Origin of the sequence: uncultured Winogradskyella sp. (assembly GCF_947498005.1) — a bacterium.
Classification (GTDB): domain Bacteria; phylum Bacteroidota; class Bacteroidia; order Flavobacteriales; family Flavobacteriaceae; genus Winogradskyella.
In genome coordinates, this window is sequence record NZ_CANMIW010000006.1 from 110,786 (window position 1) to 127,846 (window position 17,061).

The 17,061-nt window shown below is 32.4% G+C and carries 13 protein-coding genes; 2 read left to right on the forward strand and 11 right to left on the reverse strand.

The window, feature by feature from the left end; translation table 11 throughout:
- Positions 1–10: 10 nt before the first annotated feature.
- The 4 genes from Q0891_RS12050 to Q0891_RS12065 all read right to left on the reverse strand — a co-directional run bounded on the left by Q0891_RS12050 (position 11) and on the right by Q0891_RS12065 (position 6,620).
- Positions 11–559 carry a thioredoxin fold domain-containing protein gene (locus tag Q0891_RS12050; RefSeq protein ID WP_299102187.1) on the reverse strand — a complete coding sequence of 183 codons (549 nt, stop codon included), beginning with the start codon at positions 557–559 and terminating at the stop codon, positions 11–13.
- Between the two features lie 86 nt (positions 560–645).
- The gene (locus Q0891_RS12055; protein WP_299101918.1) at positions 646–2,766 is read right to left on the reverse strand and encodes a peptide MFS transporter; all 2,121 of its coding nucleotides are present in this window, start codon (positions 2,764–2,766) and stop codon (positions 646–648) included.
- A gap of 45 nt (positions 2,767–2,811) precedes the next feature.
- The gene (locus Q0891_RS12060; RefSeq protein WP_299101920.1) at positions 2,812–4,371 is read right to left on the reverse strand and encodes a peptide MFS transporter; all 1,560 of its coding nucleotides are present in this window, start codon (positions 4,369–4,371) and stop codon (positions 2,812–2,814) included.
- Between the two features lie 47 nt (positions 4,372–4,418).
- Positions 4,419–6,620 (reverse strand): S9 family peptidase, encoded by a 2,202-nt coding sequence (locus Q0891_RS12065; RefSeq protein ID WP_299101922.1) that lies wholly within the window; start codon positions 6,618–6,620, stop codon positions 4,419–4,421.
- Between the two features lie 241 nt (positions 6,621–6,861).
- Here Q0891_RS12065 and Q0891_RS12070 point away from each other — a divergent pair, with 241 nt between their 5' ends.
- Positions 6,862–8,178 carry a hydroxymethylglutaryl-CoA reductase, degradative gene (locus Q0891_RS12070; protein ID WP_299101924.1) on the forward strand — a complete coding sequence of 439 codons (1,317 nt, stop codon included), beginning with the start codon at positions 6,862–6,864 and terminating at the stop codon, positions 8,176–8,178.
- 1 nt (position 8,179) lies between these two features.
- The gene (locus Q0891_RS12075) at positions 8,180–9,112 is read left to right on the forward strand and encodes a GYDIA family GHMP kinase (protein WP_299101926.1); all 933 of its coding nucleotides are present in this window, start codon (positions 8,180–8,182) and stop codon (positions 9,110–9,112) included.
- An 89-nt stretch (positions 9,113–9,201) separates the two neighbouring features.
- Here Q0891_RS12075 and Q0891_RS12080 read toward each other — a convergent pair whose 3' ends face one another.
- From Q0891_RS12080 to Q0891_RS12110, 7 genes are all read right to left on the reverse strand, one after another.
- A complete protein-coding gene (locus Q0891_RS12080) occupies positions 9,202–11,349 on the reverse strand; it encodes a SurA N-terminal domain-containing protein (protein ID WP_299101928.1) in 2,148 nt (715 codons plus the stop codon).
- 106 nt (positions 11,350–11,455) lie between these two features.
- A complete protein-coding gene (locus Q0891_RS12085; RefSeq protein WP_299101931.1) occupies positions 11,456–12,745 on the reverse strand; it encodes a hemolysin family protein in 1,290 nt (429 codons plus the stop codon).
- Between the two features lie 3 nt (positions 12,746–12,748).
- Positions 12,749–12,940 carry a hypothetical protein gene (locus Q0891_RS12090; protein WP_299101933.1) on the reverse strand — a complete coding sequence of 64 codons (192 nt, stop codon included), beginning with the start codon at positions 12,938–12,940 and terminating at the stop codon, positions 12,749–12,751.
- 37 nt (positions 12,941–12,977) lie between these two features.
- Complete coding sequence (lptC, locus tag Q0891_RS12095; protein WP_299101934.1) at positions 12,978–13,532, reverse strand: LPS export ABC transporter periplasmic protein LptC; 555 nt, start codon at positions 13,530–13,532, stop codon at positions 12,978–12,980.
- Positions 13,532–14,902, reverse strand: a complete 1,371-nt coding sequence (locus Q0891_RS12100; protein WP_299101936.1) for a tetratricopeptide repeat protein — start codon at positions 14,900–14,902, stop codon at positions 13,532–13,534. Before Q0891_RS12100 ends, lptC begins: the two co-directional genes overlap by 1 nt.
- Before the next feature lie 16 nt (positions 14,903–14,918).
- Positions 14,919–16,238 carry a hypothetical protein gene (locus Q0891_RS12105; protein WP_299101938.1) on the reverse strand — a complete coding sequence of 440 codons (1,320 nt, stop codon included), beginning with the start codon at positions 16,236–16,238 and terminating at the stop codon, positions 14,919–14,921.
- Entirely contained in the window at positions 16,238–16,966 is a 729-nt protein-coding gene (locus tag Q0891_RS12110; protein ID WP_299101939.1) for a type III pantothenate kinase, read from the reverse strand. Before Q0891_RS12110 ends, Q0891_RS12105 begins: the two co-directional genes overlap by 1 nt.
- Between the last annotated feature and the right edge of the window lie 95 nt (positions 16,967–17,061).

Here is a 17,061-nt window from a genome sequence, read left to right on the forward strand (position 1 = left end):
TGTACTTTAATTACTCTTCAAATTCAGCCTCAAAAGTCTTTACATACTCACTAAACTCTTCTTGAGTAGTCATATCCTTATATTTATCAGTTTTAAAGATTTTTAAATATAACTCCAATTGTTGCGGCTTAAGATAACCTTGAATAGGTGCAATTACATTTCCTTCTTCATCAAAAAACACCATTGTAGGATATGCCCTTATTTGCAAGAAACGAGAAAACTCGTGTGCGCTATTTCTTCTATTTGCTTTAGATTCGTCATAGTTAGGATTAGTATATGTTTTTTCCTTGTACGTTATTTCTTCATCACCTTCAGCATTAAACTTAACGGCATAATAATGCTCATTAATGTAAGCAGCCACATCTTTTGTTTGAAATGTATTCTTATCTAACATTTTACATGGACCACACCAATTGGTATACACATCCATAAAAATTTTTTTAGGTGCCTTTTTCTGAAGTTCTAAGGCTTCTTCCATAGTTAACCAGTTAATATCTTGTGCAATTGCTGATATTGAAAAAGCAAAAATTGCAATGAGTCCTAAACTTATTTTTTTCATCATAGTTGATTTGTTGCAAATACTGATCCGAACTTACAAAAAATGCTCCTAAATAGGAGCATTTTATAAATTTTTAACGATTTGTCTTAACGTACACCATGCATTAATTTCTTTAATACTGGGTTTAAAATAAATATTAATAGACCTGCTGCCACAGGCACAATAGTAAAAATTAAGAAGAATGTAGATAAACTATACTCTTTTGTAATATTTTCAATTTGTCCACCAACAACTGCAGCCAATTTGTTTCCAATTGCAATTGCTAAATACCACATACCAAACATTAACGCAATCATTCGGCCAGGCACTAGTTTACTCACATAAGACAAACCAACAGGAGATAAACAAAGTTCTCCAAGTGTATGGAATAGATATGCTAATATCAACCAGACCATACTCACTTTAACACCATCTACAAGACCAAAAGCACCAAAAGCCAATAATCCAAACCCAAGTCCCATTGTAGATAAACCAAGCGCATATTTAGTTGCTGCACTTGGGTTGTATTTACTTTCCCACCATTTAGAAAAGAATGATGCAAATACAATGATAAAGAATGAATTAAGAATACTAAACCATGATACTGTGATTTCTACTTCGTTGTCTCTTACTTTTGTAATAGTAGCATCAACAAAACCATTATCTCTACCAATGCTTGAGGCATGAGCTTTAAGTTCTTCTAATTTTTCATTTGAAGAAACAAAAGAAAACTCGGTTAATTCCTTGTTTTTATTAATGATAATTTTTCTATCTCCTACTTTATAATCAGCATATGGCTCACCTACAGTAATTACTTTGGTCACAATTTTCTGGGACGGCTCAGTACCTGTATTTTGAGTCACTGGTATATATTTATACTGTAATACGCCCTTATCATTTTTAACATGAACACCTTTTTCATCTAATTCTGGTTGCTCAATTGCACTGTAACTTACATCATAAGCTGTAGTGTTAAAATCTCTATTTAACATCCATCCTACAATTCCCCACATTAACACAAAACAGACTACTAATACAATATTTGAACCAGGTATTTTCTTGAACGTTTTCTTCCATAAAATATAAAGAACGTATGAAATGATAATCAATGGTACAACTGTAAGTAATGTATTCACTATATTAAATATCGTTGCTGAACTTCCGCTTAATAATCGATCTACATTATCTCTAGCAAAAATTACTAATGATGATGCTCCTTGCTCAAAAGACATCCAAAAGAATACCGTGAAAAATGCAAAAATGATAAATGCTATCATTCTATCTCTTACAACAGCTGTATATCTTAAAATACGACTAATAACTAATATTAAGAATAATCCCAATGCAAATAATACTGCTGTATATTGACCTTCAAATTCACCTATTTGTAAAAATGAGAACATATCGATACCTGCTATCTTGGACATTGGATCGTTAATAGCATAACCAAGTCCAATGATTGAAGAAATAGCAATTAAAATTTTATCTAAGGTCGTAAACGGATTAGGGCGCTCCTCATTTTCTTCAGTTGTTATTTCAACACTTTCCTCGTTAATGTTTTGAGGTAACTCTACCTCATGTACTTTAGAAGGCTTCGCTCCTATTTTACCGAATAAAGGTCCTGCTAACCAAAATTGGATGGTTCCTAAAAGCATAAAGATTCCTGCTAATCCAAATCCATAAGCCCAACCTACTTTTTCTGCCAAATAACCACAAAGCATCATACCAAAAAACGCACCTGCATTTACTCCCATATAATAAATGGTATAAGCGCCATCTTTTTTCTCTGGATGCGTTTTGTACATATCAGAAATAATAGACGTCATAGTAGGCTTAAAGAATCCTGTTCCAATAACTAATAGGGCCAAACCAAAATACAAAGAAAATTCTGTTTCTAGTGCCATTGAGGCATGGCCAGCTGTCATAATTAGCGAGCCAATAATAACTGCTGCTCTATAACCTGTGTACTTATCTGCAAGCCATCCTCCAATAATTGGCGTAATGTAAAGTAGCATGGCGTATGTACCAAAAAGCGCACCTGCATTTTCTACTGTCCATTCCCAACCTGGATTATAGCCAATAGCTGCCATGGTAAGAAAATTAACTAGTAAAACACGCATTCCGTAGAAGGAGAAACGTTCCCACATTTCAGTAAAGAATAGCACAAAAAGTCCAGCAGGATGACCTAAAACTTTGTCTTTAAATAGATTTTCAATATCTGTATTCATATAAAAATTAATTAGTTAGGAGTAATTATTTAAGCGTTAGTTATTTTAATTATCAGCTAATTCAAAACCTTCGGCTTCATCATCATGCATTTCTACTTCGTTGTCCTCTGCACCATGCGTTAAACGTTTTAAAGGTTTAAGTAATAAGATTACCAATATTCCAAAGATAACAGTGAATATCGTTATTCCAGAAAATATAGCATATTCCCCAAATTCTGAAGCAGATTCTCCAATAACACCAGCGACTTTGTTACCAAGTCCTGTTGCCGCAAAATAAACACCCATCATCAATGAAGCATATTTTACAGGAGCTAATTTTGTTATAAACGATAATGCTACAGGAGATGAACATAACTCTCCAATTGTATGGAATAAATAAGCCAACACCAACCAATACATTGCAGAGCTGCCTTTTGAGTTAAACTCAGCAGCTGCAAATATCATAAACACGAAACCAAGGCCCATTATCATCGTACCAATTGCCATCTTAAATAATGAAGATGCCTCTTTACCTTTCAATTTTCGTTTGGCCCAATAACCCGCAACTAACGTAGCGAAAATAATAATGAAACCAGCGTTTAAACCTTGAAACCAAGTCGCAGGTATTTCCCAACCAAATAATACACGGTCTGTATTTGTTTTCGTGTAAATACTCATTAAACCACCTGCTTGTTCAAATGCTCCCCAAAAAACTATAACTATCAAAAATGAGAGTAATAATACAAGATATCGATCTTTAGATATTTGAGTTTCTAAATTTTTATAAATCATCATCATGATTCCTGCTACTACAGCAATAAATATATATAATGCCGTGTAACCCCAACTATCTACACCATTATAAGTAAATCCTGCATATACAGCATATACCATAATCAACGCAACAATTCCAAGGTTAATTGGAGACTTTAATAAATCACTTAAAAGCTTACCAATAGAAACATCAGAGTTTTTGTCTTCGGCTGTAGGCTTATTTCCAACAGAAACTAAATATTTCTGTCCATATAAATAAACAACTAATCCTAACAGCATGGCAATACCTGCTAATCCAAAGCCATAATGCCAACCAATTTGTTCACCAACATATCCGACAATAAAAGTTGCAAGTAACGACCCCAAATTAATTCCTATATAGAAAATACTAAATCCTTTATCTCTTCTAATATCTCCAGGTTTATATAAACCACCAACCATAGTTGAAATATTTGGCTTTAGTAAACCAACACCTAAAATAATAAGAGCTAAACCTGTGTAAAAAGCCCACATTTCATCAAAAGCTAAAATACCATGACCTGCAACTAATATTAATGCGCCATAAAGAACCGCTTTCTTTTGCCCTAACACTTTATCCGCAATCATTCCGCCAGGAATAGACATTACATATACTAACATGGTATACCATCCATAAAGCATTATTGACTCCGAATCTAACCATCCTAAACCAGGATTATCTGCTGTAGTCTTCTCTACTAAATAGAGTGTTAATAAGGCTCGCATCCCATAATAGGAGAAACGTTCCCACATTTCTGTAAAAAATAATACGTATAAACCTACTGGATGTCCAAATAGCTCCTTTTGATGTGCTTGTTTAATTGCAGTTGACATAATATGTTAGTTAGTGTTAGTTAGTTTTATTTTAACTCGCAAAGATGTTATTCTTTGTCTGATATAATTTTATCACCTAAAGTTCTGTTGATAAAATTGGTCATCTTTTTATATAAATGAAGCCTAGTATTCCCTCCATATATACCGTGGTTTTTATCCGGATAGATCATCCATTCGAATTGCTTATCTGCTTGAATTAAAGCTTCTACCATTCGCATAGTATTCTGTACATGTACGTTATCATCTCCAGATCCGTGAATCAGTAAGAAATCGCCATTAAGTTTGTCTACATGATTAATTGGCGAATTTTCATCATAACCACTTGGGTTTTCTTGAGGCGTTGTCATGTAACGTTCTGTATAAATTGTATCATAAAATCTCCAACTTGTAACAGGTGCAACAGCAATCGCCATTTTAAAGACATCATTTCCTTTAAAAAGAGCATTACTACTCATAAAGCCACCATAACTCCAGCCCCAAATTCCTATTCTCGAAGCATCAATATAATCTAATTTACTTAGTTGTTTTGCTGCTTCTATTTGGTCTTCTACTTCATACTTCCCTAATTCGTTTTGAGTAACTTTTTTAAATTCCGAACCTTTAAAACCAGTTCCTCTACCATCTATACAAACTACAATATAGCCTTGTTGCGCTAACATTTGATACCAGTAATCATTTGCACCATTCCAACGATTAGCTACTTGTTGAGAACCTGGACCTGAATATTGATACATAAACAAAGGATACTGTTTGGTAGCATCAAAGTTTTTAGGTTTGATGGTCCATATGTTTAAATCATTTCCGTTCACTGAAATGGTACTAAACTCTTTTTTAGACATTACATAACCATCTAATGTCTTGGCTAATCCACTATTATCCTTAATGTTTTTTACAATTTTTCCTGATTTTGAATTATACAACGTGTATTCTTGAGGCGTTGTAGCGCTAGAAAATGTATTGATGAAATACGTAAAATCTGCACTAAATGAACCAGCATTAGTACCATCTTTTTCAGTTAAACGTTTTTTACTTTTTCCATTTAATTTTATTGAATAAACATCTCTATTAATCGATCCGTTTTCGGTAGATTGAAAATAGATAGTGTTTGCTTTATCATTAAAACCATAATAATTTGTTACTTCCCAATTTCCTTGAGTCACCTGATTTATTAATTTACCCGTTTTGGCATAATGATAAATATGATTAAACCCATCGTCTTCACTCGTCCAAATAAAACTATGGTCATCTAAAAAGGTTAGGTTATCCGTAACATCGACATAAGCATCATCCTTTTCAGCTAAAATAATTTTAGATGTCATTGATTTTGTATCTATCATCCAAAGGTCTAATTCATTTTGATGACGATTCATAAATTGCGCACTTAGCACGTTTGATTCATTAGTCCATTTAATTCTAGGTATATAAAAATCTTTATAAGCCTTATCAACCTTTATCTCTTGTAGTTTTGCTGATCCTAAGTCATATAAATGCAGTGATACTTTAGAATTAGCTTCACCTGCTTTTGGATATTTAAAAACATGTTGAGTCTGGTATAAATCTGAACCGTAAACGTCCATAGAAAATTCTGGCACGTCAGTTTCATCAAATCTTATAAATGCAATTTTATTACTGTCAGCATTCCAGTCAAAGGCTCTAACAAAAGCAAATTCCTCTTCATAAACCCAATCCGTTATACCATTGATGATTTTATTTTTTTCGCCATCTGTAGTTATCTGTGATATTTTACCCGATTCTAAATCTTTAACGTAAAGATTGTTATCATAGCCATAAGCTACTTTTGTACCATCTGGAGACAACGTTGGTTCTTGCACTAAATCATCAGATACTTTAGTAACTTTTTTTGAAGCTACGTCATAAATGTAGTATTCTCCTAGCGTGGAATGTCTAAAAACAGGTTGTGACTTTGTAGTAAGAATTATTTTAGACTCATCCTTAGTAAACTTATAATCAATAAAATATTGAATCTCTGCAATATCAGATGAAGACACTAAAGTGCTCACTTTTTCTAATGTTTCATAGTCATAAATATCAATAGTAGTCGTTCTACTAACTCTATTAAAATCTAAAACCGAATACTGATTTCCGTTAGCCATTGAATGCAGAGCTTGCATTCCTGAAGTTCTAAATTTTCCTCCCCAAATTTCCTCGAGTGTAATTTGTTTTTCTTGGCAGAAAACTAAAGCAGTGATAAAAAATGTAAAAACTACAGCAAAACGTCTAAAAATCATGGATTTGTGTTTAATTATATTTAAAAAATTACAGGCTTGAGGTTGTCAATAACACGACCTCGAAATTCTATTTTTAGCATGTAAGTTTCATAAAATTCTTATTTCAATAAAGCAATGTCAAGTTTACTAAAAATTATGCAAAAAATCGCTATTATTAACAGTAAATCGGCATTTACAGCCTATTATGCACACATTTTATACCAATCCTAGTATCTTTGTTTTTACTAAACTAAAAACTAAGATGCCAAATACAATTTCTGGCTTTTCAAAGCTGTCTAAATCCGATAAGATTGAATGGCTGTTAGACACGTATTTTAAAGATAAAACCAACGCAAGAGCGCTTGTTAAAGGTTATTGGAATACAGATGATAAACTACAAAAGCTTCACGATGAGTTTATTGAAAACACCATTACCAATTATTATTTACCATTAGGTGTAGCTCCTAATTTTCTAATTAATGGGAGTCATTACACCATTCCAATGGCAATTGAAGAAAGTTCGGTTGTTGCAGCAGCTAGCAAAGCAGCGAAGTTTTGGTTAGAGCGAGGCGGTTTTAAAGCAGAGGTATTATCTACTGAAAAAATTGGGCAGGTACATTTTATGTTTTTAGGTGACTTTAAAAAACTTCAAATCTTTTTTAATTATGTAAAACCTAAATTAATAAGCGAAACGGCTACCATAACAAAGAGTATGGAACGACGAGGTGGTGGAATCTTAGATATTGAATTACGAGATAAATCTGAGGATGTTCCAAATTACTATCAACTGCATGCTACCTTTGAAACCATGGATGCCATGGGAGCAAATTTCATCAATACCTGTTTAGAACAATTTGCTACTACACTGAAATACGAAGCTTCGACTTACGAAGCATTCGATGCCAAGGAAAAAGATATTACCGTTATAATGAGTATCCTTTCTAACTACGTTCCTCAATGTTTAGTGCGCGCAGAAGTCTCTTGTAAGATTGAAGAATTAAAAAGTAAAGATATACCTCACCCTGAAGAGTTTGCTCAAAAATTCAAACAAGCTGTTAGCATTGCTGAAATTGAGCCTTATAGAGCTGTGACACACAATAAAGGTATAATGAATGGTATCGATGCCGTGGTTTTAGCTACAGGCAATGATTTTAGAGCTGTAGAAGCTGGTGTGCATGCTTATGCCGCAAAAGAAGGAACATATTCTAGCTTAACACATTGTACCATTGAAAATGGAGTTTTTAGGTTCTGGATTGAAATTCCCTTAGCATTGGGAACCGTTGGTGGTTTAACCAGCATACATCCCTTAGTTAAGTTTGCTTTAGAAATGTTACAAAAACCGTCTGCTAGAGACTTAATGCAAATTGTTGCGGTTGCTGGATTAGCTCAGAACTTTGGCGCGGTAAAATCGCTTACCACAACAGGCATTCAAGAAGGACATATGAAAATGCACTTAATGAACATCTTAAACCAATTTGAAGCTACAGAAGCCGAAAAAACAAAGCTTATAGAGCATTTTAAAACAAACGTAGTCACACATAGTTTGGTAGTTGAGGCCATTGAGACGTTAAGAAAATAAATTGAGTAAGGAAACCAAAATATATCAAAGCAACGGCAAATTACTCATTACTGGAGAGTATGCTGTTTTAGATGGTGCAAACAGTTTAGCGATTCCCACAAAATACGGGCAGAATTTAGAAATTACGCCTAATGATTCTAATATAATTACATGGAAAAGCTATAATGAACTAAATACCATTTGGTATGAGGACGAATTTTTAATTGAAAATTCATTAGACGCACTAATTATTAGAGCCAAAACTAATAACGAAATATCAGAACGCTTAATACAGATTCTACATTCTATTATGAGTTTGAATCCTGAATTTTTGCATTTAGATCAAGGATACGATGTTAAAACGCACCAAGATTTTAATAGACTATGGGGTTTAGGCACTTCTTCAACCTTAATTAATAATATGGCTGATTGGGGAAATGTTGACGCCTATAAACTATTAGAAAAAACATTTGGAGGTAGTGGTTATGATATCGCTTGTGCGCAAAATAACAGTGCCATTACATTTCAACTTCAAAAAGATAAAACACCAATAGTAGAAACCGTAGATTTTCAACCGCAGTTTAAACAACATCTTTATTTTGTGTATCTCAATCAGAAACAAAATAGTAGAGATGGCATTGCTGCTTATAAAAAATTAGGAAACCTTAATCCTGAAATAATTATAAAAATCAATACTATTACCAAAAAGTTGATTTCTTCAGAATCACTTTCTGAGTTTAACAGTTTAATTGAACTACACGAAACAATTATCTCTAGCCTCATACAGCAAGAACCTATTAAGTTAAGGTTATTTAGGGATTTTAATGGTGCTATTAAGAGTTTAGGTGCTTGGGGAGGCGATTTTGTATTGGTTACTTCAGCGCAAGATCCAACGCCTTATTTTAAATCTAAGGGATTAGACATTGTCATTCCGTATGACCATATGATTTTATAAAAATTAAAATCTGTAGATTTCAAAATCATTTTCATAAAAAAAGGCTTTACATTTCTGTAAAGCCTTTTGATATATAAAAAATATTCAGGTTAATAAACCGTCTTTGCTCTATTATCTTCAATTTCTGCAGCATTTTCTAATGCTTTATAAACTGAAGTTTGTGCTGCTGCACGACGCTCGTTATTTAATCTATTCATTATTGCAGAATAGTTATCCAACTTGGTAGCTTCTGTAATTTTTGTTACTTCTACAACGTAAACACCCTTTTCTCCATCAATTGGCTTAGATGTTGCACCTTGCTCTAATCCAAAAGCAGCACCTACAACTTTAGGCTCAACACCTGCTCCTGAAAGCGTAGTGTTTTTTAATGTGATTGCCGCTGCACTTTTAGGGCTTAATCCTTGATTTTTTGCAATGTCTGCAACTGATGTTCCTGTTATTTTATCACGAATCAATTTCGCTTTTTTCTCATTTCTAATAATAGGTAACGCAGTGATTGATGCATCTTCAGTACTCATTAAGCCTTTGTCTTTTTTCTCAACAACTTTAGCCACTATAAATCCGAAATTAGAAATTGCAAAATTCTTATAATCTCCAGTCTCTGTATCTTCATTAAACGCCCAACGCACAACTTCTCTTTGACTTCCTAAACCTGGAATATTCTCATCTAAAGCTTTAAAAGAAATAGGCTTAACTGTTAATTCTTTTTCTTTAGCTAATTCATTAAAATCGCCATCTTTTGCTGCAATCTCAAACTTAGACATTTTGTTAAACACAGCTTGTAACGTTTCGTCAGATGGTTCAATTTTATCTGCAATAGTCGCTATCTTTAAGGTGTTATTATAACTCTTTTGTTCTAATACTTCAATAATGTGATATCCAAATGACGTTTGCACTACATCAATATCACCAACTTTATTATCAAAAGCATACGCCTTAAATTCTGGAGCCATTCCTGCTCTGTAATCAAATTCTATTTCTCCATCTTGCTCATTACTTACTTTATCAGAAGATAATTCTAATAAATCCATAAACTTCGTTCCTCCTTTAATCGCTGCTAATATACTATCTGCTGTTTTCTTAGCCTCTTCTGGAGTTTTTGTCACTGACGCATCTGCTCTTTGACCTCCAATATTTGGAATTAAGATATGACGTACTTTAACTGAATCTGGTAATTCTTGTTTAGCAACAATCTTAGATAATTTATAATACTCACCATCTTTATATGGTCCGTAATAATCACCTACGTTTAATTTTAATAACGTATCCTTTGCTACAGAAGGTAATTCTGCTGCTCTCAAAAATGAATCATTATATTTAATATCTGAATTTGTATTTACAAACTCTTCAATATTACTAGCATTATCAAATCCTTGAATAGTTTCTTCATTTTTACTACTCTCGTTGTATTCAATCTTATCAGCCTTTAATTCTAATAAACCAGCTTTAATAGCATCTTCATCTGCTTTTGAAGCTTCTTCCTTAAACTCTACGTAAACAACTTCTCTTGTTGCTTCTGTTTCGTAAGTATCTTTATGTTCATTTATGTAAGCTTGAATATCACTTTTAGAAACCTGCACTAAACTATCTGCAATAGTTGTATAAGGAATTTGTACGTAACGTACATCTACAGTTTTTGCATCACCAAAATAATCATTTTCAGCTTCAGAAATTGTAGTGCTTATTCCTGCTTTAATCATATTATAATATGATTGTTGTATTGAGTTTGCAGCGATAGATTGCTCATTGTTTACCCAACTATCAAAGTTTACCATAAAGTTACCTAATGGTGCAGCTCCTCCGTTTAAGTCTTGTAAGTTTGAAATAAAAGCATTTAGACGATTAACATCAAAACTTCCGTTTTCATCCTGAAATTCTGGATAAGAAGAAAAGCTATTCTTCAATAAATCTCTCATTTCATCTTTTTCTACGGACAATCCTAATTTATCAAATTCAGATTGTAATACAATTTTACGAAGTTCTTGACTGTAAATTGTATTCATTGCTTGAGTAGATGTTTGTCTTCCTCCTGAACCATCTTGATAGTTCTTTACCTTCTGCTGAAAATCTAAACGATTAATGTCTTGCCCATTAATAGTTGCAACCACGTCTTGTGATCCTCCAGAAAATGCACTTGAATTTTTGAATAAATCTCCAATTACAAAAGCAAATAATGCCATTGCAATTACAAATATTAATATCAATGATCGTTGTCTAATTTTATTTAAAACTGCCATAGTCTTTTATATATAGTTTATTTTGGTGTAAATAAGTCTGCGAAAATAGTATATTCTTGTAAATAATAAAAGGAGTAACGTAGTTTTTATAAGTGTTACTAATCTATTAATCTACATCGAGCACTTTTAGCTCAACCTCATCTATCTTGGTTGACGAAACTTCTGTAATTGTGAATTTAAAATTACCGATTTGAACATCGTCTTTTTCTTGTGGTATTTCTTCCGTTGCATTAACTATTAAACCGCCTAAAGTTTCATAGTTTTCACTTTCTGGCAGATTTAATTTATAGGTTTCATTAATGTAATCTACTTCAAGCCTTGCTGAAAATTTATAGGTAGATTCATCTATTTGTTCTTCAATCATCTCAATAGTATCGTGCTCATCTTCAATTTCACCAAATAGCTCTTCAATAATATCCTCAACTGTCATTATACCAGATGTTCCGCCATACTCATCAATGACTACCGCCATACTTTTACGTTTCTTATTTAAAATATTTAGAACATCTTTTATAAAAATAGTTTCTGGTACAAATCCTACAGGTATAATAATGGACTTGATAGATTTAGGTTTTTTAAACAATTCAAAGGAATGTACATATCCTAAAATATCATCTATATTGTCTTTATAAACAATAATTTTGGTTCTACCTGTGTCAATAAACAATTGTCTTAAGTTTTCTAAAGACTCTGAGATATCAACAGCGGTTATCTCTGTACGCGGCACCATGACCTCTCTCGCTTTTACATCCGAAAATTCTAAGGCATTCTGAAAAATTTGAATCTCACTATCTACGTCATCATGATCTTCTACCGATTCCATTTGCTCACTAATGTAGTTACCAAGTTCTACTTTGGTCATTGCCAATACCACATCTTCTCCTTCGGTTTTAAAGATATATTTTAAAACTGCATCTGAAATCCATATTACGAAATCAGAAATCCAAGAAAACAATATATAAAATATGTACGTTGGAAGTGCCAATACCTTCAATAATGAATTAGAATAAATCTGAAAAAACACTTTGGGTAAAAACTCTGCTGTTACCAAAATTACAATAGTAGAAATTATAGTTTGGGTTAGCAGCTGTAAATCTGTTAATAAATAGGTTACTGCTGTATTATCTGATGGTAACAAGGACTCAAACCAATGCACCAAAACTTCCCCCATTTTAAAACCATAGATTACCAATGCAATGTTATTACCGATAAGCATTGTGGCAATATACTTTGATGGTCTTGCTGTAAGTTTCCCTAAAATTTTACCTAAAAAATCGCCTTGTTTTTTCTCTAATTCAATATGAATTTTATTAGCAGACACATAAGCAATTTCCATACCCGAAAAGAAGGCTGAAAGAATAAGTGTTGATATAATAATGACTATATCTAGAGTCATATATTACTTTTTATTTCGGTCTTCAATCTTTTTACTAAAGCGTCTTCTAAAAAAAAAGACAAATAATATTAACACCACAAAAAACAATGATGTATAAGATCTATTTCTAGCTACTGACCAGTTAGATACAGCATCCCATAGAAAAAGCACTGCTAAAACAATATAAGCGTATTGAAAAAATTTTAGAATTTTCATTTATTAATTATTCAAAATATTTATTAATCAAAGATAGTTAATTATCAAGCTCAAACTCGCCACCCATTTCTAACATTTGAAAATTCTCGAAATTTTTATCAGAATCAAATCCTATACCATGTAATGTTCCGTATTTCCATGGTTCATTTGTAAACAACCACTCTAACTTCTGATTATAGTATAGCTGTTCTGTAAACAAAGTGTCTTTTTCGGATGTTACAATCCTTACATCACCTTGTAAATCGATGATATTAGTATCTGGATAGTGTATGGCGTAATTAGAGGTTATAGTTGTACGATTACCGTCGTCATCATAAGTTCTTAATTCTATACCTTCAGGAAATTCTGAAAAACCAAACGCTCTATTGGAGTAATCTAACATTTTAGGACTTAACAAATTGGCTATCAACTTAACGGTATCATCAACAAATTTCGTGTATTTTAAATCTATATTATTCGCTTTACCAACAGGTTGATTTTGGTGTACACCAACCTTTTGAACCTCGTTAAAGTCGTTGGTACACGAAAAAAACAAAGTCACAACAATTGCTGTGACTAAGTTTTTAATAATATGTAATTTTTGTTTTGTCATTAAACTTTTGGAACCGTTACTGAGCGACCTATCCAACATCCTATTTTAATTACAGTACCTGAACAGCTACAAGAAAATATATCTGATTTAGATGGCGCACTTGCTCTATAACTTGCTGCTGTTTTAGCTGCTGCAGATCTTAATCTACCATCAACTCTACCAGCTTTTTCAGCTTCATTAGCTGCTAACCAAAATACAGCTCTTTTATTAAAGTTGGTATCTCCACAGTTATTTGCACTTTTAGCATACATTGCTGCTATAGCCAAATAAGGTGATCCATCCGAAGGATTTAATTTTAAAGCCTCCATGTAATACTGTCTTGCTCTACTATAACTTCCCTTAGCCTTTAATTGTTGTGCTAAACCTTTATATAATTTTGCCTTTTTTAAAGGATCTGTAGATAAAGCAATTGTTTGATCTACGTATTTTTGCTCACCAGTTAATACATATAAGTAATATGCCGTATCTGCACTAGGCTCAATAGTATTTTTCTGTTGTACTAATTTTAAGAATAATGGATCTTCTTTACATCCTTTAGCATACATTCTATTCATTGCACGTTGTAACCAAACCCCATTCTCTTTATTTTCTTCAAAATCCTTTTCATATAAAGGTATTAAAACTTCACATGTTGCTCTTTCACCAAGTTTTTGATCCATACTTGGTAGAATTTTAGTTTCAAAAGCATTAATGTAAGATTCGTAACTTGCTTTACGATTAGCCTCTTTTTTAGTTAGTGTTCCTCCTGCTTCTTCTTTAGCCGCATACTTATTTAACTTAACTGTATTAGACTCAATAATTCCTTCAATAATTTCGTTTACATCATCATACTTATCAAACATCTGCTGCGCTGTAAGTTTTTGTGTATCATATAAATCTACTGCTAATGAAAAGTAAGAATATAATCCTTTAGCGTCACTAAAGTTTTTAGCATCCTTTGTGTAAGCTTCATCAAACATAGCATATACTTGCTCATCAGTCTTATTCAATTCTTTCTTGTACTTATAAGCTAAATTCGCCTTATCAACCAAAACGTCTGCAAGATCATATTTAGACTCAAAATGCTCTCTACTTTGATCGTGTAATAACATTAAATCATTGATATGAGCCACTTGCTCTTCACCTGTAGAGTTTTTAATTTTATGTGTTAAGATTTTTTCTCCATGTGCATAAATCGCTCTATTAAATTTAGGGCACATTTCTCTTACTATTTTCCAAGGACCATAGGCATCATCATATTTTTTACTTTTTACGTAACCGTCAAAAAGCGAAAGATTCGTCATGCATTCTTCCTGGCTATCATCTTGAGCAAAGCTCAAGTTAACACTCATAAAAAGGGCTAATACCAGTATTGTAATTCTCGTTTTCATTTTTAAGTTAATTTTATTAGTAATACTTTTTTTGTTGAAACCATCTAGAGTTTAAAGATAAACTAACATTAAAGTTTACAAAATTCTCTAAGATTAAATTTTTCTCTGTTGTTCCTCTTCTTCCAAATTCTAAACCTAAATTAGCATTAGAAAACAAATTTCGAGCTCCAACTGGTAAACCTAGTCCAAAAGATATGCCAAACTCATTTATTGGCTCATCTTTTATAACTAAACCTGTGTTTTCAAATTTAACTCCTGCTCTATAAACTACACGATTAAAATAACCCGAGAAAGCATTATACTTAGGAATATAGAATCCTCCAAGTGAAAATTGAGAACCATCTTGATAGGTTGTTGATGTATCAGAAAAAACGGGATTAGAAAATTCACTAGTATTTAAAAATGTATATTCTGCTCCTACAAACCAAGATTTTGGTTGACCAACTCCTGCTCCAAACGTAAAACGAGAAGGTAAGGTAAGCTCTGTATTTTTAAGATTCTCAGCTTCTAAATCAGCTTCAATAACATTCGAAATCCTAGTGACATTATATTCGGTATCTAAGGTCACTGTTGAAAACGTTCTTTCATTTTCAGATTGCAACTCACTCCCTGGAGCGTATGTTGCTGTTGTAGACAATTCTAATTTATCCGTAATCATGGTTTTATAAGCTAAACCAAAATTTAAGTTTAATCCTCGTAAATCCGATCTATTGAATTCTCTAGTTTGATACTGAGCAATAGTTCCTTCGTTCGTATATGCTATTTCTACTGCCGTATTCTGAATATTACCAAAATTATAGTTAAAATCCACACCAATACTTAGTTTATCCGTTACCTGATACCCTAAGCCTCCAAAAACCTTATTAATTCCGCCTTCACCATTATAACGATTTAATACATCACCATCATCATCAACATCATTTAATCTGTAACCTACAGATGTATAAGGCAATATACCAAACCCAACACCAAACTTACCTATTGGAATAGATAGAGCTAGATAATCAAAAATTGTACTGTTTGTTTTAGCTTTTTCAGAATCGCTATTTAAAGTACTATTAGAGGCCGTACCAGCTACAGAAAATTTAATTGGTCTACTTTCTCCGTTGAAGGGATTAGCGTCAATATTTTTGCCAGCGTAAGAAGCAGGATTTCTTAAATTCAAATGAATACTATCCAAGTAAACTCCCATTTCTCCCATGCTTCGGTTTTCAACTGTACCTCTAAACTTTAAACTCCCAATTCCATAAAATGAATATGGAGAACCTGTTCCTTGTTGAGAAAAAACAGAAGAACTAATAATTGTAATACAAATTACAATGAATCGTTTTATCATTATTTTGAATTATATTCGAGTATAAAATCCAAACCTTCCAAAAGAAAATTTGAATTCGCAAATATGGTATTTTTTAATTGGTTTGACAAAAATTTGGTATCTCCTCCTGTTAAAATAACTGTTAAATCCGAATAATCAGCCATATATTGATCAATTATTCCATCTATTTCCTTAATTACTCCGAAAATGACACCAGAATGAATTGATGATTCTGTGGAGTCACCAATAATATTTTCTGGCATTTTAGAATCTAACAATGGAAGGTTTGCTGTTAAATTATTTAAAGTTTTATAACGCAACCTTATTCCTGGAGAAATTGCACCACCCAAATATTCATTATCTGTATTTACAAAATCGTAAGTTATGCATGTACCAGCATCTATAATTAAAACATTATTATTAGGAAACTGATCTGCAGAAGCACTAGCCAAAGCCATACGATCTACACCTAAAGTTTGAGGTGTAGCATACCTATTCTTATATGGCATTTTTGTCCTTGAGCTAAGTTCAATAACTGGCATATCAGTTTTTATAACTTCAATATCAGTTTTTGACAAAAAACCAACCGATGAAATAATGGCATTATCTACTTTTGGGTAACTTTTTTTGAGCTTTTTATATTGTTTTTTGAACTCATTCAGCTCAAAACTCAGTTTACACATTAAATTTTTGCTATTAAAAACAGCAAACTTAACGTACGTATTTCCCACATCTACAATAAGATTCATATGTATTTTATATTTTACAAATTTATAAAATGAAATTTTAGTAAATTCTTTTTGTGAATAATAAAAATGCATTTATATTTGCACCCGCTTAATTA